Genomic DNA, 18,139 nt, shown 5'->3' on the forward strand with positions numbered 1-18,139 from the left:
GCCCGCAACGCGGGACATAAACCAGCCGGGTCACTTCTCGATGAAAATACCGGGTCACTTCTCAGCGACAATCAACATGTTCATCCCGCTCACCATCCGCAAGCGCAACGGGCGGCCGAAGATACTGCCCCCGGCCGATATGATACCGGCCAATGACGGCGGCGTGGACCCGCATGTGTTGAAGGCGATCGCCCGGGCGTGGAGCTGGCGGCGTAAGCTGGAATCGGGGGCAGCGGCGACGATCCAGGATATCGCGCAAGCCGAGGACATCTCGGATCGCTATGTCGGGCGTATGCTGAGGCTGGCCTATTTGGCGCCGGCCGTGCTGGAAAAGCTGCTGATCCAACGAGTGTGCCCGGCGGTGTCGATAAAGGATCTGGCGATGGCGGCCGAACTGCGTTGGTCCGAGCAGGAAACAGCAGTGCTTGGCCAGAAGCCCCGCCAGTAATCATCGCGTGCGCTGCTCTCTGGCGCTATCGTTGGTGCATGAAGAATCGCAACCAGTCAAAGTCCCCTGACGAGAAGACCATCCGCGCCCTGCTCGATAAGCATGGCTGCCCTGTGCTGTTCCATGAGGTGCGCACGCGGTTCCTCGGCAATATCGCGGCACCTGATATGACGGCCTCGCCACTGCGTATCGTCGAGGGTCTTTGGGGAGGCGAATTACCTGTCTTCGAAAGCACGGAAGAAGCGAACGAACTGATCGGCGCTCTCGTGCAGGGGCTGTGGAACGATCTGACAAAGCACCAGAAGCGCAGCCAGCCATTCCGGCTGACTCGGCTGAATGTCGAACCTACTGCGGAAAATTTCGCGCGCTTTGCGCAAGTTCGCCGCCAGGAGCTCGAGGGCTTCATCGAGGGCCTGTGCAACGGCCAGGATCGCATCGATCTGCCCGAACGCGCGCATCACGCACTCGGCCACCTCGGTGAATTGCGTGCCATGATGGTGGGGATCGAGGACCTTGTCGCTCGTGACGTCCAGGCTGAGAGCAGGACCCAACTGGAAAACACCTTCAAGCACGTCCGCGAACTGACGCGAATTATGGAGGCCGAGATCCATGCCGCGGTGCTGCCCTGCACCCGTGCACGGCGGCACATGCTTGAAGGGCTCGCTACCGAAAAGCCGACGCTGCACTGATCCGCATATGCTTTCCGAAGACCGACTCCGCGAGAAACTTCGCAAGATTGAAGCCCTCTATTCGGGCGCCACAACTGCGGGTGAGAAGGCCGCAGCTGGTGCAGCGGCAGATCGCATACGTCGCCAGTTCAAGGCGGCGAGCAAGAAGGAGAGGGTCGAAGAGCTCAAGTTCTCCATCCCTGATCCATGGTCGCGCCAGCTCTTCATCGCGCTCTGCCGCAGGTATGGGCTCCGACCATTCCGCTATGCTCGCATGCACCGTCAAACGGTTATCATCAAAGCCCCGGTCAACTTCGTGAAGACGATGCTCTGGCCTGAATTTGAGGAATTGAGCGGCGCCCTGACCGCCCACCTGCTCGAGATCACCGAGAAGATCATCCGTGAAGAGGTGCATGCATCGACAGAGGATGCCGAGGAAGTCGAGGAGCCCCGGCGCCTGCGATGAACCAGCCTGCACAATCACCCTCTGAAGTTCTTGTCGGCAATGTGGAACGGGTCACCTTTCACAGCGAGGAGAGCGGCTTCTGCGTCCTGCGGGTCAAGGCGCGCGGTCACCGCGATCTGGTAACAACTATCGGCCATGCCGCGATGATTTCGGCCGGAGAGTGGATCACCGCGACCGGCGAATGGACCAACGATCGCAATCATGGCCTGCAGTTCAAGGCACGGTTCCTGAAGACATCCGAGCCTTCCTCGGTCGAGGGCATCGAGAAATATCTCGGATCGGGCATGATCCGCGGGATTGGCCCCGCCTACGCCAAGCGACTCGTGCAGATGTTCGGCAAAGACGTGTTTGACGTCATCGAGGCCAACCCGGAACGGCTCAGGGAAGTAACCGGCATCGGCCCCATGCGCGCAGCGAAAATCACTTCTGCCTGGGCGGATCAGAAGGTGATCCGCGAAATCATGGTGTTTCTGCACAGCCATACCGTCGGCACGGCCCGCGCCGTGCGGATATTCAAGACCTACGGGGTGGATGCCGTTCAGATCATGAGCGACAACCCTTACCGGCTGGCGCGCGATATCCGCGGCATCGGCTTTCGGACTGCTGACACCATCGCTGAGAAGCTGGGCATTGAGAAAACCGCCATGGTGCGGCTCTGCGCCGGGATTTCCTATGCGCTCACAGAGGCCATGGGCCAGGGGCATTGCGGCCTGCCTGTCGCCGAATTGAAGGACCTTGCTGAAAAGCTGCTGGAAGTCGATCGTGCCTTGATCACCACCGCGCTCGAATTGGAACTGGTGGGCGGCACAGTCATTGCCGACACAGTGGACGACAGGGAATGCATCTTCCTCGGCGGGCTTTATCATGCCGAGAAAAAGATCGCAGAGCGGCTGAACACCCTGCTGACAGGGGCGTTGCCGTGGCCCGCGATAGATCCTGACAAAGCCCTGCCATGGATTGAAAAGCGCACGGCGCTGACGCTTGCCCCCAGTCAACGGGAAGCTATCGCCCTTGCCCTGCGCTCCAAAATGACGGTGATTACTGGCGGGCCGGGTGTGGGTAAGACGACCATCGTCAATGCCATCCTGCGGATCCTCGCCGCTAAGGGGGTTCAGTTGCTCCTGTGTGCGCCCACAGGCCGCGCGGCCAAGAGGATGACCGAAGCCACCGGTATGGAGGCCAAGACGATACACCGCCTGCTGGAATTTGACCCCAAGGCGTTTGGGTTCAAGCGGGACCAGGAAAACCCGCTCGAATGTGATCTGCTTGTGGTCGACGAAAGCTCGATGGTCGACGTCATGCTGATGCAGTCGCTCGTCAATGCGATACCTGACACCGCCGCGTTGCTGATCGTTGGCGACATCGACCAGCTCCCATCAGTCGGGCCGGGCCAGGTGCTGGCCGACATCATTGGCTCTGGAACCGTGCCGGTTGTTCGGCTGACCGAAGTGTTCAGGCAGGCCGCGCAAAGCCGGATCATCACCACTGCCCACCAGATCAATCAGGGGCGCACCCCCAATCTTGGGAAGGTAGAGGGTGAGACAGATTTCTATTTCATGCCAGCCGCAGATCCTGAGCAGGCAGTATCGCGCATCATAAATCTGGTCGGTAAGCACATCCCGCGCCGATTTGGCTTCGACCCCATCCGTGACGTCCAGGTCCTTTGCCCGATGAACCGTGGCGGCGTCGGCGCGCGCTCACTCAACATTGAATTACAGGCCGCGCTCAATCCCGCACCTGCGACAAAGGTCGAGCGTTTTGGGTGGACCTTCGCACCCGGTGACAAGGTCATGCAAATCGAGAATGACTACGACAAGGAGGTCTACAACGGCGACATCGGCTACGTGCAGGAGGTCGACACCGACGAAGGCGAACTGACGGTCGACTTCGATGGACGTGCCGTCTCTTTCCAGTTCGGTGAACTCGATACGCTCGTGCCGGCCTACGCGGCAACCATCCACAAGAGCCAGGGATCCGAATACCCAGCCGTGGTCATCCCAGTCATGACCCAGCATTACGCCATGCTTCAGAGGAATCTGCTCTACACGGGTGTCACGCGCGGCAAGAAGCTGGTGGTACTCGTCGGGCAAAGTAAGGCCGTCGCCATTGCGGTAAAGAACGAGTCCGGGCGCCGCCGTTGGTCAAAGCTCAACGAGTGGCTCGCCGATGCCGGTGCATCGTAGAAACCCGAAACGCTACGCGGACCTCAGGTTTTCCGCCAACCCGCCTTACAAGTTAGGTGCCAAAAGGTACGATTGTAGATGATCGAAAAAGCCGCGGGAATCCGACGTTTTCGGCGACCGAACCTTTTCAGCAGGGGTTCGGGTGAAAAGAGACAAAAGCCGATAAGAGACCGATTTCGGCGTTTTCGGCAGTCTCTGAGGTTCGGTCGCGATCGGCAAAACCGCGCGGAAGCTGGGGATTTTCTGGCCTCGCGAGGCCCATCTCATTGATTCGCAATGAGATGTTGGCGGAGCGGGAGGGATTCGAACCCTCGATACGCTTTTGACGTATACTCACTTTCCAGGCGAGCGCCTTCGACCACTCGGCCACCGCTCCGCATGTCCTGGAAGGCACGCCCACTATCGTGCCTGTCGGCTTTTCGCAAGCGGACAGTTGCACTTGCCGTGGATTAGGTGGTCCGCACTCAAACTGGCGTTGCTGCAGAGGCTATATTATAGGTGACCGTAACATAATTATGAGGGGTGCAGGCCTTCTCGGAACGGCCGATCGCCTGAAATAATGGAGCAACGCAGTAGCATGGCCAGAATTGGCGACAGGGTAGACGAGACAGGCACGCTGTTGCGCGATGGCGCCGGTTTTGTACTGAATCGCGATCGTGGCGGGTGCTGGCGGCTGAACCTGCATCGCGTGCCGGTCGATCATGTCGCCAAACATGTGCGGATTATTGGCGTCGTCGTGGATGAGGACATGGTCGATGTGGAAGGAGTCAGTGGGACGGGTTAGAGCGGGCAGCGTGAAATCTGAATCACGCCGCGCGCCCTAAGTTTTTGTTGTCGCATCGTATATTGCGGAAAACCGGTTCCCACTTTTCCGCACGATGCTCTAGCCCAAACAGCTTTACCGCCCGACACCGTGATAGGCGAGGCCTGCCTTTTCGACATCGGCTCTGGGATAGATGTTGCGCAGGTCGATCAGCACGCTTTGGCCCAGCAATGACTTGACGCGAGCCAGATCCAGTGCGCGGAAGGCATCCCATTCAGTGACGATGGCAAGGCCGTCGGCTCCCGTCATCGCTTCATAGGGGCCTTCGCAATAGGTCACATTTTCTATCACCAGCTTCGCCTGCTCCATGCCCTCAGGATCAAAGGCGCGCACCTTTGCGCCTGCGTCCTGCAATGTGCGTACAACCGCAATGGCAGGCGAATCGCGCATGTCGTCGGTATTCGGTTTGAAGGTCAGGCCGAGCACTGCAATCGTCTTGCCGCGCACATCGCCGCCCATGGCGGCAATCACCTTGCGCCCCATGGCGCGCTTGCGGTTGTCGTTGACGGCGACCACGGCTTCGACGATCCGTTGCGGCGCATCGAAATCCTGGCTGGTTTTCAAGAGCGCCAATGTGTCCTTGGGAAAGCAGCTGCCGCCATATCCGGGGCCTGCGTGGAGGAATTTCGAACCGATGCGGTTGTCGAAACCGATACCCCGCGCCACGTCCTGTACATCGGCGCCCACCTTTTCACACAGGTCGGCAATTTCATTGATGAAGGTGATCTTGGTCGCCAGAAAGGCATTGGCGGCATATTTGGTCAGTTCCGCGCCGCGACGGGTCATTACCACCAAAGGCGACTTGTTGAGATAGAGCGGACGGTAGATCGCGCGCATCACGTCCACCGCGCGTTCCTCATCCGATCCGATAACGATTCGGTCGGGCCGCTTGAAATCGTCGATTGCCGCGCCTTCGCGCAGGAATTCGGGATTGGAGGCCACCGCGATGTCAGCCGATGGATTGGCTTCGCGGATGATCCGTTCCACCTCATCGCCCGTACCCACCGGCACTGTCGATTTAGTGACGATGACGGTAAAGCCGGTGACGGAGCGGGCAATTTCTTCGGCTGCGGCATGAACATAGCGCAGGTCCGCATGACCATCGCCGCGGCGAGAGGGTGTTCCGACCGCGATGAATACAGCGTCGGCGTCCTTGACCCCTTCGGCAAGGTCGGTCGTGAATTTCAGGCGTCCGGCCGCCACATTGGTTGCCACCAGATGATCAAGACCCGGCTCGTATATCGGCATCCGTCCGTCCCGGAGGGATGCGATTTTTGCCTCATCCTTGTCCACGCATATGACGTCATGGCCAAAATCGGCAAAGCAGGCCCCGGACACCAGGCCGACATAGCCCGAACCAATCATCGTCAAACGCATTGAAGATCACCCCTTTGGAAATTTTCGGTCCAACGCGATTCCGTACACGTTGTTCCCGCTCGGGTCATGCCGTTCATATGAATAGCCCTATTTTGCAAGGTTAAATCGGACCCATCGATCAATTGGACAAGGCGCAGCAACCTTATGTTCCATGCTGCGTCCAGCCACGAACGGCGAAACGGTCTGTGGTTCGGTCCAGATGCGGATGGAGGGGGCAGGGCTGTATCGGCGGATTATATGGCGGCGGCCATGCGGTTTGGCGTGTGGGCGACGGGCAGGGCGCCTTCATGTTCAAGTAACCAGGCCTTGCGCTCTATGCCCCCGCCATAGCCGGTCAGCTTGCCATTGGCGCCGATCACCCGATGGCAGGGAACAACGATGCCCACCGGATTTGCGCCATTCGCAAGTCCGACGGCGCGGACGGCGTTCGGTTTGCCGATATGCGCGGCAAGCTCTGCATAGCTTTGCGTCGTTCCGGCGGGGATGTCACCCAGGGCCGCCCATACCTGACGCTGGAAAAGCGAGCCGTTGGTTTGCCAGACGATGGCTGACAGTGCCTGCAAATCGCCGTCGAAATAGGCGTCCAGAGCATCCCTGATCACTGTTGGCGCAGGGAGCGGCAGGGTTTCGGACGTTCCGTAATGGCGTTGCAGCAATTGCCGCATGCGCGGTTCATGATCGGCAAAGTCAAGCGCCCGCAAGCATCGCCTCTCATCCGTTACCAGCAAGATTGTCCCTATTGGGCTCTCATAATGGTCAAGGAAAAGAGTGGTCATGGCCGGGAACCTTCCATCTGCCACCTTTGCTGGCAGCCCACCGACCATACAACAAGCCTTGGGCAATTGCCACGTTGGGGTGGCTGATCCTATGGAAATCACGACGAAATGCCCAATCAACCGCCTCCGATCGTGGAGTCCCGTTGCGCGGCTGCAATCGATTCGCGAACGCGGGCGAGGGCGGTTTCCATGGGCTGCGTTTCACCCATCAATGCAAAGGTGCCATTGAGGGCAAAGGTGCAATGGCCATGGACTGTTGCAATCAGTGAGCGGGCAAGGGCGGTCGCACGGTCCTTTGCGTGGCCGGGCAGGACGGCGGCTACCTCTCGCACGACGATCCCGGTCAGTTCACCCCGCTGGAGCGCGAATTCTTCGGGCATCTCCACACCGGGCGGCAAATGATGGTCGTAGATCGCCATCCAGATATGGGTGTTTTCCCGTGCGAAGCTGAAATACCCCTCCACAAGCGCACGGATGCGATCGCCCTCCACGCCATCCAGCCGCGCATTGAGATGATCGGCCCATAGCCGGAAACTATATGTGTTGATCGCCAGGATCAGCCGGTCGTAATTATCGAAGACGTTATAGAGGGTTCCGATCGAATAGCCGATCCGTTTTGCCACTTCCCGCGCCGAAAAACGGGCAAAGCCGTTTTCGGCCATGTGTGCGTGGCCTTCGGCTATGATCAGCCTTTCCAGTTCGGCCCGGCTATGGTCGGATCGTCTGCCCATGTCGGGCGCAGTAAGCATTTAATTGAACAGTGTCTATTATTTTAATTGAACAGTGATCATTTATGGGGTAGGCACAGGCATCCCAGTGGAGGCGAATCGATGTTTGGCGCTCTTGTTATGATCGTGATGACGGTGGTGATCGCTGAAATGTGGCGGCGGCTGAACGTTGTGCAATTTCGGCTGGATCAGTTGGAAGGGCGATCGCTGATCGATAGCCCACCAGTCGTTGATATGCCATTGCAAGCTCAAGCTGATGCCCGACCTGGCCCATGGAATGCCGGGTCCACAGTACAAGCTGAGCCAGCCCCTGTGTCCGAAGCGCTCTTTGTTCCAGAGTCTGCGCCTGAAGCCGAACCTCAACTTGAACCCGAAACTGTGCCGTCGTCACAGATTGCTCCTGCTTCCAAAGGTCTGTCGTTCAGTTTTGAGGATCTGTTCGGGCGTCGTTTGCCAATCTGGGCCGGGGGCATCACGCTGGCCATTGCGGGTGTTCTGATCGTCAAATATTCGATTGATGCGGGTCTGCTTTCGCCGTTGGTCCGGGTGGTTTTCGGCCTGCTGTTCGGTGCCGGGTTGATTGGTGGAGCGGAGTTCGCCCGGATCAGGCAGGACCGGGTCCGCGACCCGCGGGTGCAGCAAGCGCTGGCCGGGGCGGGAATTGCGACGCTGTATTCGTCTATTCTCATCGCGACCAATGTCTATGCGTTGGTGGGGCCGGTGACGGCTTTTGCGGCTATGGTCGCGGTGACCGCGATTGCGATGGGCCTGTCACTACGGTTCGGTGCGCCTTCTGCCTTGCTTGGGTTGGTCGGTGGCCTTGCCGCGCCTGCGCTGGTGGGGTCGGGTGAACCCGATATTCCGTTGCTGTCGACTTATCTGGCGCTGGCGGTCGGCGGCCTGTGCGCCTTGTCGCGGACGCAGCGTTGGATGTGGCTGGGTGTTAGCGCGTTGATCGGCGGCTTCGGCTGGGGCGCGATTCTGTTGCTGACAGGCGCGCTGGATGCCGTTTCCTCCCTGTCCATCGGCCTTTATGTCCTGTTGCTTGGCATTGCCTTTCCGATGCTGGCCTTTGCGGGCAAGGCGTCGGCCATCCTGCGCGTGGTGGGCAGCGTGGCCGCCGCCGCGCAAATGGCTGTGCTGGTTGCGACCGGCGGATTTGCGATGTTGCATTGGGGTCTGTTTGCGCTGATCTCTATCGCCATTATCTGGCTGTCGTGGCGCGAAGAGGCCTTTGCGCGGCTGCCTGCCATCGGTCTTGGCATAGCTTTGCTGCTGCTTGGCGGCTGGCCCAGTCCGGCCTTGAGCCATTTTGTCATCGTCATGGGCGCCATGGGCCTGATCTACGGCGCACCGGCACTGTGGCGCCTGTGGCGTGCAGGGGGCGGCTTGATCGAAGCGGGCCAGATCACCGCCATTGCTCTGGCTGGACTGATCCTGTCGATGGTGCATTTCTATCGGGGCGACGGCACGGCCGATGTGGCCTTTGGCGGATTGTCGTTTGCATTGGCGCTGCTTCCGGCTGTCGGCGCAATGCTGGGCTGGAACCATATTGCCCGTTCGGCGGATGCCCGGTTTGCTATGCTTGCCACGGCGTCCGCGCTGTTGCTGGCTTGCGCGGCAGCCTTTTTGCTACCGGGCTGGATCGTGCCGCCGACGATCGGCGTGATTGGTGTCGCCCTGTTGCACCTGAGCAGGGTTGGCGGCGACAGGCGGATCGAATGGAGCGCATGGGCATTCGTGGCGGGCGGGCTGTTCCTGTTGAGTATGGACCATCATGCAGCAGACGGAATGTCCCGCCTGTTGGGTGAGGACCAGCGCGTCAATATCGCCATCGGCCTTGTCCAATGGGCGGGGTTTGCTCTGACATTTGCCCTGTTCGCGTGGCGCGCCTGTTTTGCCGAGGGGCGAACAATCGCCCAGGCTGCTTCGGCGCTGCTTGCCTATGGTGCCTTGGCTCAGGTCGTTCCGGTTTCGGTGCTGCCGCTGGTCCCGGCGATTGGTCTGATCGGCCTTGCCCAATGGAGCCGCCGCCTTGCGCCCGATCGTCTGCTGCCCGGCATGGGGGCGCTGTTGGGCCTGTCGCTGGCATGGGCCGCTGTGCCTGTGCTGCAATGGTTTGAACAGGGGTCGCTGTCCCTGATTGGCGATCCGGTGCTGGTCACCAACCTGCCTGTGGTCAGGGATATGCTGATGCGGTTGTTGTTGCCGTCGCTGGCAATGGGCGTGGCGATCTGGCTGGGCCGGGAGCATGTTCGCGCTGGTGCTCGCCGGTTTGCGACCATTGTGCCGGTGGCGCTGGGCGGTGTAGCGTTGCACATCGCCTTCAAGCAGCTTTTTGCCCTGTCGTCCTACCCCGATTTCATCCGCCTTGGCTTTGCCGAACGGACGGTGTGGGAGGCGCTGTTGCTGGCCGGCAGTGCTGCTGCCTGGCATTTTGCTTCGCGTCTGCCATCGTTGCACATCGCCGCGCTTGGCTTTGGCGGTGCGGCGCTGGCGCATCTGGGGTGGTACACGGTCCTGCTTCACAATCCGCTGTTTGTTGAGCAGGCGGTGGGCAGTGCACCTGTCTTCAACCTGTTGCTGCCTGCATATGGACTGCCGCTGCTCTGGCTCTGGCTGGCGCGCCGTCATGCGCCAGTGCTTTCCCAACGGCACGACCATATGCGATCCGTAGTCCAGATGGTGCTGATCACGCTGTTCTGCCTTTCGGCTCTGCGGCAGGGGCTTCACGGGTCCATCCTGACCACAGGCGGCGTCAGCGATGCGGAGGATATTTTCCGGTCGATCATCGCCATCCTGCTCGCCATCGGCTTCCTGCTGTGGGGCATTGCGCGGTCGTCGCGTGACTGGCGGATCGCATCGCTGGTGCTGATGATCGGCGCTGTGGGCAAGGTGTTCCTGTTCGATGCATCGGGCCTGGACGGGTTGCTCCGGATCGGTTCTTTCGTCGCTTTGGGTTTCAGCCTGATCGGCATCGGCTGGTTGTACAGCCGTCATTTGCAACAGGATAAACCGTTAACTTCAGCGGGATGACGAATAGCGGGTATGGGCTCTGCACATATACCCGTCATTTACGATCAAACGATCTCGCTATGGACGCAACACGACTGGACACCCTCCGCAGCTCCGTACATTTCCTCTTCAACTACAGGAATGCGGCGGGAATATCGGTTCGATGGACAAGGCCAACGAAAGGTCGGGTGCGCTTGCATCCTATCGGCGGGCAGGGCCTGAAAAGGGGCACTGGGCCGTCCTGTCGATCCTGCTGTTGGTGGGGCTGGTCTATGGCTTTTATTTCGGCCTGCTTGCCCCCTATGTTGTCCTGCCTTTCCTGGTGCCGGTGGCGGCGCTTGCGGGGTTGGTGATATGGGCATTGCCCGAGATGCGTGGTGCGCCGGTTGGCCTGTTGTCTGGGTTGTTGATTGCATTTCTGATCGCGCTGCCGCTTTGGCCCAATTATCTCGCCATTGGCCTGCCGGGAATGCCGTGGATCACCGTGCTGCGCATCATCAGCGGCCCCATGATCCTGTTGCTGTTCGTCTGCCTTTCGATCTCACCGGAATTTCGAAGCCGGATGCGCGAGAGTATCATGGCGAGCGCGCCGGTATGGGCAATGCTGGTCATGTTCGTGGCCATCCAGTTTCTGTCGCTGGGCCTGTCGGTCGTGCATGGCGGCGGACTGGGGGAATCCATCGAAGCCTTCATTGTGGCGCAGATCAACTGGACCGCGATCTTTTTCATGAGCGCCTATGTGTTCCTGCGGCCCGGACGGGCGCAGTTTCTGGTGATGGCCATGCTGTTGGCGGCGGTGGTGCTGGCCCTGATCGGCGTGCAGGAATGGCGGCATGGAACCGTGCCATGGGCCGGGCATATTCCGTCTTTCCTGAAGATTGAGGACCCGATCGTACAAAATGTTCTGAACGGCAGTGCGCGGGCCGCCACCGGCGTTCATCGCGTTCAGGCGACCTATACGACCAGCCTGGGCTTTGCGGAGTTTCTGGCGCTGATGACGCCCTTTATCCTGCATTTCGTGGTGCAGGGGCGGCAGTTATGGCTTCGTCTGGCCGCTGCGCTTTTTCTGCCGCTTTCATTCTGGGTCATCATGCTGACCGATTCACGGCTTGGCATCGTCGGCTATTTTCTGTCCTTTCTGTTTTATCTCTTCATCCATGGCCTGATGAAATGGCGCAGCGAGCGGCGGGGGATGATCGGTCCGGCCATTGTCATTGCCTATCCGTTGCTGTTCACCGGCTTCATTTTCGCGACCTTCTTCGTTCCGCGCCTTAGCCGCATGGTATGGGGCGGGGGCGCGGCAAGTTACAGCACGCAGGCGCGGATTGAACAATATGACAAGGGCTTCGACCTCATTCTGCACAATCCGCTGGGGTACGGCATCGGACGCGGGGGTATTACGCTGGGCTATGTCAATCAGGCCGGGGTGGGGACCATCGACAGCTATTATCTGTTGATCCTGCTGGAATATGGGATTGTCGGGTTCCTGATATTCTATGGCCTGTTTCTGGTCGGAATATGGAAGGCGGGCAGGGCCTTGTTCGATATGCGCCCCGCCGACCAGGGTGTCGAATGGGAATTGAGCTTGCTCATCCCGCTGACGATTGCGCTGGGCAACTGGATCGTCATCAAATCGATCTTTGCGCAGGCCGATAATGGTCCGCTGGTCTTTGCGATGCTGGGGATGGCGACGGCGCTGATCTGGCGCGTCCGCAATCAGTCGACCCAATCGGGAGTGCCGCGGCGGCCTGCCAGTCCGTCTCGCCAACCGGCAAGGCCATAGGCAAATTGCCTGACCGCGCCGCGCCTCAAAAACCGTAGCGCCAACAGGATCAGCGCGGCGAGGGCTGCGACCGGCAGGCGATAAGGATAACAATCGCGTGTCACCAGCATCTTGTTGCGCTCGTCCAGATAGATGGGCAGGCGCGGACGGGTGCGAACGGACTGGCCGGAACCAGTGCTGGCTCCCTGATTGTGAAGAACGCGTGCGTCGGGTGCAAAGCCGAGCTTCATGCCCTTCCTGCGCGCACGCAGGCACCATTCAACCTCTTCGCAATAAAGAAAATAATCCTCTCGCATGGGGCCAGCCGTGTCGAGGAATGCGCGGCTGATAAGTAGCGATGCGCCAGTGATATAATTGATTGCCGCTTCGACGGCGGCTGGATCGACGGGTTCATCAAGCTGGCGGCCATGACCGATGGATACGGCGCGGGCAAGCCAGGGTCGCCAGCGTCCGCCATCCGACTGGACGCGTCCGTCGGGAAAATACTGGATGCCGCCGACGGCCTGACAATCGCCCTTTGCCAATCGTGCGACGAGGGCGGTGAGCGCACCTGGATGGGGTAAAGTGTCGGGGTTGAGTATCCACCATGCGTCCGCGCGTGGCGTTTCGCCTATGCCGATATTGACGCCGCCTGCATAGCCGACATTGCCGGGCGCTTTGATCGCGCGGACGGGTTGGCCACCGTCCATGGTGTGGGGCAGGGCGGCGGTCAGTGCTGCAAAGGCCTGATCGCCTCCATTTTCGCAGATCACAACTTCAAAATCGCCGTATGTGGACCGTCCGATTGCGGTCAGGCAATGTTGGATGTCCGCCAGATTTCGAAAGCCGACAATGACGATGGCGACCTGCATCGCATTCATCCTTTAACGTCTGTCAGCAACAGGCGCCAGGCATCGGCAAAGCGCCACAGGCGTTGACGGATCAACATGGCCAGCGCCGACAATCGCTCGGCGGGGCGGCGGAGTTTCGATGTCGTGACAATTTTCAGACCATGCGGCAGGATCGAAAGCGGCAGGGCAAAACTGCGGACCAGCCAGAGCAGGCGGCCATATTTTTCGGTCAGGACGATATAGGAATAGCTTTCCTGATTGATCCTGCGGAACTTGCCTTTCAGTTCCTGCCAGTCATGCCGCGCCGGATGGGCGACCTCCGCCATTGCGGCATAGCCAAGCGAATAGCCTTTGGCGATGGCGCGGTGGCACCAGTCCTTGTCTTCCGACAATAGAGTCCGAAAGGGACCAATGGTTTCGAAATCGGCACGGCGGCAAAACAGGTTGGCGGTGACAGTAAAGCCTTTCGTCCGCACGTAATTTTCATTGTCGAAGGCGAAGACGGTTTCAAAGGCTTCGGCACCCGTCATGGGTCCGTCATGGCTGATACACACCGTCATCTTGCCGCCGACAACATCATGGCTGTCGAGCGCGGCGACACCGTCGGCTAACCATTGCGGATGGGGCAGGCAGTCGCAATCGGTAAAGGCCAATATATCGCCTCGCGCCTGCGCCACGCCGCCATTGCGTGCCGGGCCAGCGCCTTTTTCCGGCACGATGACAAGGCGCGCACGGTCCCCGATGATGGCGGAAAGAGCGACTTCCCCCTGTGGCGAGCCGTTGTCGGCGACGATGATTTCATAGGCGGTCCGGCCTATGCTTTGTTCTTCAAGCGCGCAGAGGCAGCGGTCCAGTCGCTCCAGATCGTTGTAATGCGGAATGATCACGCTGATGCGCGTGGAAGTCATCGGGACCGCGCCGCCTGCCACGATGCAAGCCTTGCCACATCGGGATGAAACACCGTGTCGGGCCGATCCCGTACAAGGGCGCGCAGTTCCACAAGGTCCAGTTCCCACCACCGGCTCGCCTCGATCGCTTCGGCAAGATCGGCGGGGAAACGGTCGCGCAGTTTCCTTGCCGGATTGCCCGCGACAATGGCATAGCGATCCACATTGCGGGTAACGACCGCGCCCGCGCCAATGATCGCGCCTCGCCCGATATATTTGCAGCCGGGCAGGATCAGCGCGTTGTGGCCGATCCAGACGTCATCTTCGATCACCAGCGGTTCGTCATAATATATGTCGGCATCGACCACGCCGAATTGCTTTTCATAGAGCGCCGGATGGGTGGTGAGCGCGTCGGTGGGGTGGTTGATGGGGGCAGAGCGCACGCTGTTGGCGATGGAGCAATAGCGCCCGACCCTGATCGGGCCGGGCATCCGCCACTGATCGAAACAGCCATAGGAATACAGGCCGACATCGACCCGGTGACGGTCGCGGAACCATGCGCGCAGGGGCGCACTGGTAAACTGGTCGCGCCGCCAGAGCCGGATTTTCGCTTTTTCGATAAGGGCGGCAATCAGGCCTGTCATGCGTTCATTGTCCGTTCGGCGGGTTGGTTGGGGGGGTTATGTCAGATTTGCCGGGAAGGGCAAATATGGGTGGCGGACGTTTCTCAATTCTCCCGGAAAGCTCGCGCGAATTGATCCTGCAACGGCTTGGTGAGATAGGACAGCAGCGACCGCCCGCCGGTCTGGATATAAACCTCCGCAGGCATGCCGGGGACGAGTTGCAGGCCGCCCAGCCTTTGCAGTTCCGTTTCGGGCACGTCGATGCGGACAGCGTAATAGCCTTGGCCGGTTCTTGGATCATCGAAACGCTCCGCTGATATCAGGCTCACCACGCCCTGAAGCTGTGGCGTCGTTTGCCGGTTGAAGGCGGCAAAGGCGATCCTTGCTGGCTGCCCGGTGTGAATCTGGTCAATGTCGGCGGGCGAGATTTTTGCCTCCACGGTCATCGGGCCGGTGTCGGGCACAATCCGCAATATGGTTTGGGCGGGGGGGACCACGCCGCCGATGGTGGTATAGGCGAGCGCATCGACAATGCCGTCCGCGGGTGCGCGCACGACGCTGCGGTCGAACGTGTCACCCGCGCTTGCGGTGCGTACCTGCTGATCGGCAAGGCGCTGTTCGACCTCGGCCAGTTGGGTTGCGGCCTGACTGCGGCTGTCCTGCACGATCTGGATGGATTGCTGGCGGATTTCGGCGATGCGTGCGCGGGTTTGGGCAATGTCGGCCTGAAGTGCGGCGACATTGCCTTCCAGGCTGACCGCCGTGCGTTCCAGTTCGTTCAGGCGGTTGATCGTCACCAGCTTGCGTTCCCACAAATTCCTGACGCCCTTGCGTTCGGGTTCGATCAGTGCGGATTGCTTCTGGTTGGCGGCGATTTGCGCCTGATAGCTGGCGATCTGTTGTTGGAGCTGACGGACGCGCTCGGCCAGTTGCGCCTGTTGCCCCGACAGTGCGGCGCGGCGGAGTTGGAACAGCCGCTGCTCGCCCGCCATTGCCTGCCGTGCCGATGGATCGGCATGCAGGGTAAGGCCAGCGGGAAAGTGGATAAGCGACAGGCCATCGCGTTCCGCCTGCAATCGCGCCTGCTGGGCAAGCAACTGGTCCAGGTTCATTGCCGACATCGATGCGCTGACGCCTGCGACTCTGGTGTCGAAACGGATCAGGGGGGCATCCGCCTTTACCCGGTCGCCATCCTGCACCAATATGGCGGCAATGACGCCGCCTGTGGGATGGGCAACGCTTTTAACCTTCGATGCGACCGCGACCTGACCTGCACCTGCGACCGCGCCGGTGATCGTGACCAGTGTTGCGGCCGCAAGCAGGCAGAGCAGCAACGCTCCAACAACCATCATGCCAAGGCGCAAATGCTGATCGAGCGATTGCCGTGGATCGGGAAGCTCGCCCGGAAGAGCCGTGGTCATGACGGTCCCAGAATCGCGATCATCGATTTGGGCAGGCCGTAAAATCGTTCGAAACCGTGCCGACTATCAGGAAACAGCAATTCCATTTGCGCCCGGTCGATCAGCTTTGCGCCCTCCACAATGTCATGCGCCTTGTCCAGCGTGCCGATCCGCCCGACATGGGCGAGCGGCAGCCGCATCAACAATTTGGCGCGCATGGGCCGGGGCAGCCAGTGATAGAAGGGCAGCCGGTAAAAATGGGGATCGACCGGAAACCAGAAATAGGGCGTCTGCACATAATGCCAGGGCGCGAGGCGGCGCGTCTCCCGCGCGAAATTCTTCATATTTGTCCAGGTGAGGACATGTTCGATCACACTGTTGGAATGGGCAATGTCGAAACTATTGTCGGGAAAATCATGCAGGTCGCAGGCATTGCCGACAGCGAAGCTGAACAGATCCTCGTTCCGGCTGCCCCGGTCCAGTTCGGTGGCATGCAGGTTGGTGATGGTGACATGCGCATTGTTGGCGCGCAGAAAGTCCAGGCCGACGCGCTGCCAATATTCGGGGGTGCCGCCCATATCGATGATCCGCACTGCGCCTTTTTGGCCATGAACGGCGGCAATGAGCGCCCGCAATTGCACATCCCGCCGCGCGCGCAACCGGGATGACAAAGAAGTCTGGTCGGCAGTATCGGCAAGGCTCATAGGTTCCCCTGTTCCATTGGGCTGACTTTGCGCTGGATCAGCTTTATAGAATGCTCCATCGGCAGGCTGGAGGGAAATTGTTCCGTTCCGGTTGAAGTGGAACAGCTCTTTTGAAATTTTGGCGATAGGGTGGTTTCAGCGAACGCCCCAGGGAATAGATGCCACACCATGAAATTCGATGACGGGCTGCTTCGGCCGAATGCCAATAATCTGACGCTGGTGCGGCTGGTGCTGGCCTCTTCGGTTATTTACACCCATTGTTACTGGATGCTGACGGGGCGCTCGGGTGAGGACGATCTGAGCTTTCTGCTCGGCGCGCCGGTTTCGGTTTATGCGGTCGACGGGTTTTTCTTTCTGAGCGGCTTTCTGGTCTATGCGAGCTTGGGGCGGAGCGCAGGCGTGGGTAATTTCATGCTGGCGCGGCTGACGCGGCTTTGGCCCGCGCTGGCTTTGTCGGTTGGGCTGACGGTGGCGGCGGGCTATATCTTCACGGTTGACCGGCCCGGCTATTTTGGCGGAGCAACGCTGAAATTCATCACCAATAACCTTAGCTTTATCGCGCCTGCCTATCATCTGACGGGCATCGCCTGCGATGGGCGGCCATGCACGATGAATGGCAGCCTGTGGACATTGCCCTGGGAAGCGCGGTGTTATCTGTTGCTGGCCGCTCTGGCGCTGATCGGCCTTGCGCGGGAAAGGATGATGGTCTGGCTGGTGCTGCCTGCGACGCTTGTCGGCGCAGTTTTATGGGACATTGCGGCGGTGCGGGAACGGGTTGGCAGGCTGATCGGGCAGGATGCGCTTTATTATCCCGACATGGCCGACCGGCTGTGGCCGCTTTTCGCGCTGGGGGCCGCCGCCTATATTTTCCGGGAGAAGATTCGCCTGTCGTGGGTGGCGCTTGGGCTGTTGTTCATTGCCAACATCGCGGCGCATCAATGGGGGATCGGGCTGCATGTGCGGGCGGCCTTTGTCGGTTATGCGCTGTTGTGTTTCGGTTTTCTGAGCGCACGTGGCGGATCGGTTTCGGGGACATGGCCCGATTACAGCTATGGCATGTATATCTTTGCCTTTCCGGTGATGATTGCGCTTGGGCAATGGCGGGACTGGGACTCCTATTTCGGCCTTGCCGCCGTAACCGCGCTGTTGACGCTGCCGGTCGCGGCCTTTTCCTGGCATATCGTCGAAAAACCGTCGCTCGACTGGTTCAGACAGTTTCGTAAACGGCGCGCCGCCGGGGCGATGATTGAAAGCAATGCCTGAACCGCCTTTCGGCGATCTTGTTCGATGACTTCTGGTCCCCGACATTTCCTTGTTCTGCTGATGTTTTTCGTCCTCGCGGCGAAGCTGTTTTTCGCCGCTAACAGCGGAAGTGCGTGGGGTTTTTGCGATTTGTTAAGAGGTGAGGTTAAGAGCGTCCTAACATGT

General features: G+C 59.9%; 16 protein-coding genes and 1 tRNA gene. 8 read left to right on the forward strand and 9 right to left on the reverse strand.

Annotated features, from left to right (window positions below; genetic code table 11):
• The 4 genes from L3X40_RS11620 to recD2 all read left to right on the forward strand — a co-directional run.
• Positions 1-448 (forward strand): hypothetical protein (locus L3X40_RS11620; protein ID WP_237365811.1); only part of this gene is annotated, 448 nt, incomplete at its 5' end.
• Positions 449-486: 38 nt separating this feature from the next.
• Positions 487-1,137, forward strand: coding sequence for a hypothetical protein (locus tag L3X40_RS11625; protein WP_237365812.1), 651 nt, complete (start codon positions 487-489; stop codon positions 1,135-1,137).
• A gap of 7 nt (positions 1,138-1,144) precedes the next feature.
• Positions 1,145-1,582, forward strand: coding sequence for a hypothetical protein (locus tag L3X40_RS11630; protein ID WP_237365813.1), 438 nt, complete (start codon positions 1,145-1,147; stop codon positions 1,580-1,582).
• A complete protein-coding gene (gene recD2, locus L3X40_RS11635) occupies positions 1,579-3,765 on the forward strand; it encodes an SF1B family DNA helicase RecD2 (RefSeq protein WP_237365814.1) in 2,187 nt (728 codons plus the stop codon). Before L3X40_RS11630 ends, recD2 begins: the two co-directional genes overlap by 4 nt.
• 285 nt (positions 3,766-4,050) lie before the next feature.
• Here recD2 and L3X40_RS11640 read toward each other — a convergent pair.
• Positions 4,051-4,141 (reverse strand) — tRNA-Ser (locus L3X40_RS11640).
• 201 nt (positions 4,142-4,342) lie between these two features.
• Here L3X40_RS11640 and L3X40_RS11645 point away from each other — a divergent pair.
• Positions 4,343-4,549, forward strand: a complete 207-nt coding sequence (locus L3X40_RS11645; protein WP_237365815.1) for a DUF5818 domain-containing protein — start codon at positions 4,343-4,345, stop codon at positions 4,547-4,549.
• A 114-nt stretch (positions 4,550-4,663) separates the two neighbouring features.
• Here the strand turns inward: L3X40_RS11645 and L3X40_RS11650 are convergent, their stop codons facing one another.
• The 3 genes from L3X40_RS11650 to L3X40_RS11665 all read right to left on the reverse strand — a co-directional run bounded on the left by L3X40_RS11650 (position 4,664) and on the right by L3X40_RS11665 (position 7,472).
• Complete coding sequence (locus tag L3X40_RS11650; RefSeq protein ID WP_237365816.1) at positions 4,664-5,965, reverse strand: UDP-glucose dehydrogenase family protein; 1,302 nt, start codon at positions 5,963-5,965, stop codon at positions 4,664-4,666.
• A 233-nt stretch (positions 5,966-6,198) separates the two neighbouring features.
• Complete coding sequence (locus L3X40_RS22330; RefSeq protein ID WP_272907948.1) at positions 6,199-6,741, reverse strand: methylated-DNA--[protein]-cysteine S-methyltransferase; 543 nt, start codon at positions 6,739-6,741, stop codon at positions 6,199-6,201.
• Positions 6,742-6,857: 116 nt separating this feature from the next.
• Positions 6,858-7,472: a TetR/AcrR family transcriptional regulator gene (locus L3X40_RS11665; protein ID WP_237365817.1), complete on the reverse strand. Its 615-nt coding sequence runs from the start codon at positions 7,470-7,472 to the stop codon at positions 6,858-6,860.
• A 99-nt stretch (positions 7,473-7,571) separates the two neighbouring features.
• Between L3X40_RS11665 and L3X40_RS11670 the strand changes: the two genes are divergently transcribed.
• Both L3X40_RS11670 and L3X40_RS11675 read left to right on the forward strand, forming a co-directional pair.
• Positions 7,572-10,505, forward strand: coding sequence for a DUF2339 domain-containing protein (locus tag L3X40_RS11670; protein ID WP_237365818.1), 2,934 nt, complete (start codon positions 7,572-7,574; stop codon positions 10,503-10,505).
• Between the two features lie 142 nt (positions 10,506-10,647).
• Positions 10,648-12,267, forward strand: a complete 1,620-nt coding sequence (locus L3X40_RS11675) for an O-antigen ligase family protein (protein ID WP_237365819.1) — start codon at positions 10,648-10,650, stop codon at positions 12,265-12,267.
• On the opposite strand, the gene L3X40_RS11680 is transcribed toward L3X40_RS11675, so the two are convergent.
• The 5 genes from L3X40_RS11680 to L3X40_RS11700 all read right to left on the reverse strand — a co-directional run bounded on the left by L3X40_RS11680 (position 12,201) and on the right by L3X40_RS11700 (position 16,711).
• On the reverse strand, positions 12,201-13,118 hold the full coding sequence (locus L3X40_RS11680) for a glycosyltransferase family 2 protein (RefSeq protein ID WP_237365820.1): 918 nt from the start codon (positions 13,116-13,118) through the stop codon (positions 12,201-12,203). The two genes, L3X40_RS11675 and L3X40_RS11680, sit on opposite strands and share 67 nt — an antisense overlap.
• Before the next feature lie 5 nt (positions 13,119-13,123).
• Positions 13,124-14,005 (reverse strand): glycosyltransferase family 2 protein, encoded by an 882-nt coding sequence (locus L3X40_RS11685; protein WP_237365821.1) that lies wholly within the window; start codon positions 14,003-14,005, stop codon positions 13,124-13,126.
• Positions 14,002-14,628, reverse strand: coding sequence for a CatB-related O-acetyltransferase (locus L3X40_RS22525; protein WP_272907949.1), 627 nt, complete (start codon positions 14,626-14,628; stop codon positions 14,002-14,004). Before L3X40_RS22525 ends, L3X40_RS11685 begins: the two co-directional genes overlap by 4 nt.
• Before the next feature lie 83 nt (positions 14,629-14,711).
• On the reverse strand, positions 14,712-16,028 hold the full coding sequence (locus L3X40_RS11695; RefSeq protein ID WP_237365822.1) for an HlyD family type I secretion periplasmic adaptor subunit: 1,317 nt from the start codon (positions 16,026-16,028) through the stop codon (positions 14,712-14,714).
• Positions 16,025-16,711 carry a class I SAM-dependent methyltransferase gene (locus L3X40_RS11700; protein ID WP_237365823.1) on the reverse strand — a complete coding sequence of 229 codons (687 nt, stop codon included), beginning with the start codon at positions 16,709-16,711 and terminating at the stop codon, positions 16,025-16,027. Before L3X40_RS11700 ends, L3X40_RS11695 begins: the two co-directional genes overlap by 4 nt.
• A 168-nt stretch (positions 16,712-16,879) precedes the next feature.
• On the opposite strand from L3X40_RS11700, the gene L3X40_RS11705 reads away from it, so the two are divergent.
• A complete protein-coding gene (locus L3X40_RS11705) occupies positions 16,880-17,974 on the forward strand; it encodes an acyltransferase family protein (protein ID WP_237365824.1) in 1,095 nt (364 codons plus the stop codon).
• Positions 17,975-18,139: the final 165 nt, after the last annotated feature.

The organism is Rhizorhapis sp. SPR117, assembly GCF_021742065.1.

What these genes read in the sequence shown, in the direction of transcription:
- L3X40_RS11670 (WP_237365818.1), top strand. Translation starts at nt 7,572, where the DNA reads ATGTTTGGCGCTCTTGTTATGATCGTGATGACGGTGGTGATCGCTGAA.
- L3X40_RS22330 (WP_272907948.1), bottom strand. Translation starts at nt 6,741, where the DNA reads ATGACCACTCTTTTCCTTGACCATTATGAGAGCCCAATAGGGACAATC.
- L3X40_RS11700 (WP_237365823.1), bottom strand. Translation starts at nt 16,711, where the DNA reads ATGAGCCTTGCCGATACTGCCGACCAGACTTCTTTGTCATCCCGGTTG.
- L3X40_RS11665 (WP_237365817.1), bottom strand. Translation starts at nt 7,472, where the DNA reads ATGGGCAGACGATCCGACCATAGCCGGGCCGAACTGGAAAGGCTGATC.
- L3X40_RS11625 (WP_237365812.1), top strand. Translation starts at nt 487, where the DNA reads ATGAAGAATCGCAACCAGTCAAAGTCCCCTGACGAGAAGACCATCCGC.
- recD2 (WP_237365814.1), top strand. Translation starts at nt 1,579, where the DNA reads ATGAACCAGCCTGCACAATCACCCTCTGAAGTTCTTGTCGGCAATGTG.
- L3X40_RS11630 (WP_237365813.1), top strand. Translation starts at nt 1,145, where the DNA reads ATGCTTTCCGAAGACCGACTCCGCGAGAAACTTCGCAAGATTGAAGCC.
- L3X40_RS11705 (WP_237365824.1), top strand. Translation starts at nt 16,880, where the DNA reads ATGAAATTCGATGACGGGCTGCTTCGGCCGAATGCCAATAATCTGACG.
- L3X40_RS11680 (WP_237365820.1), bottom strand. Translation starts at nt 13,118, where the DNA reads ATGCAGGTCGCCATCGTCATTGTCGGCTTTCGAAATCTGGCGGACATC.
- L3X40_RS11695 (WP_237365822.1), bottom strand. Translation starts at nt 16,028, where the DNA reads ATGACCACGGCTCTTCCGGGCGAGCTTCCCGATCCACGGCAATCGCTC.
- L3X40_RS11685 (WP_237365821.1), bottom strand. Translation starts at nt 14,005, where the DNA reads ATGACTTCCACGCGCATCAGCGTGATCATTCCGCATTACAACGATCTG.
- L3X40_RS22525 (WP_272907949.1), bottom strand. Translation starts at nt 14,628, where the DNA reads ATGACAGGCCTGATTGCCGCCCTTATCGAAAAAGCGAAAATCCGGCTC.
- L3X40_RS11645 (WP_237365815.1), top strand. Translation starts at nt 4,343, where the DNA reads ATGGCCAGAATTGGCGACAGGGTAGACGAGACAGGCACGCTGTTGCGC.
- L3X40_RS11675 (WP_237365819.1), top strand. Translation starts at nt 10,648, where the DNA reads ATGGACAAGGCCAACGAAAGGTCGGGTGCGCTTGCATCCTATCGGCGG.
- L3X40_RS11650 (WP_237365816.1), bottom strand. Translation starts at nt 5,965, where the DNA reads ATGCGTTTGACGATGATTGGTTCGGGCTATGTCGGCCTGGTGTCCGGG.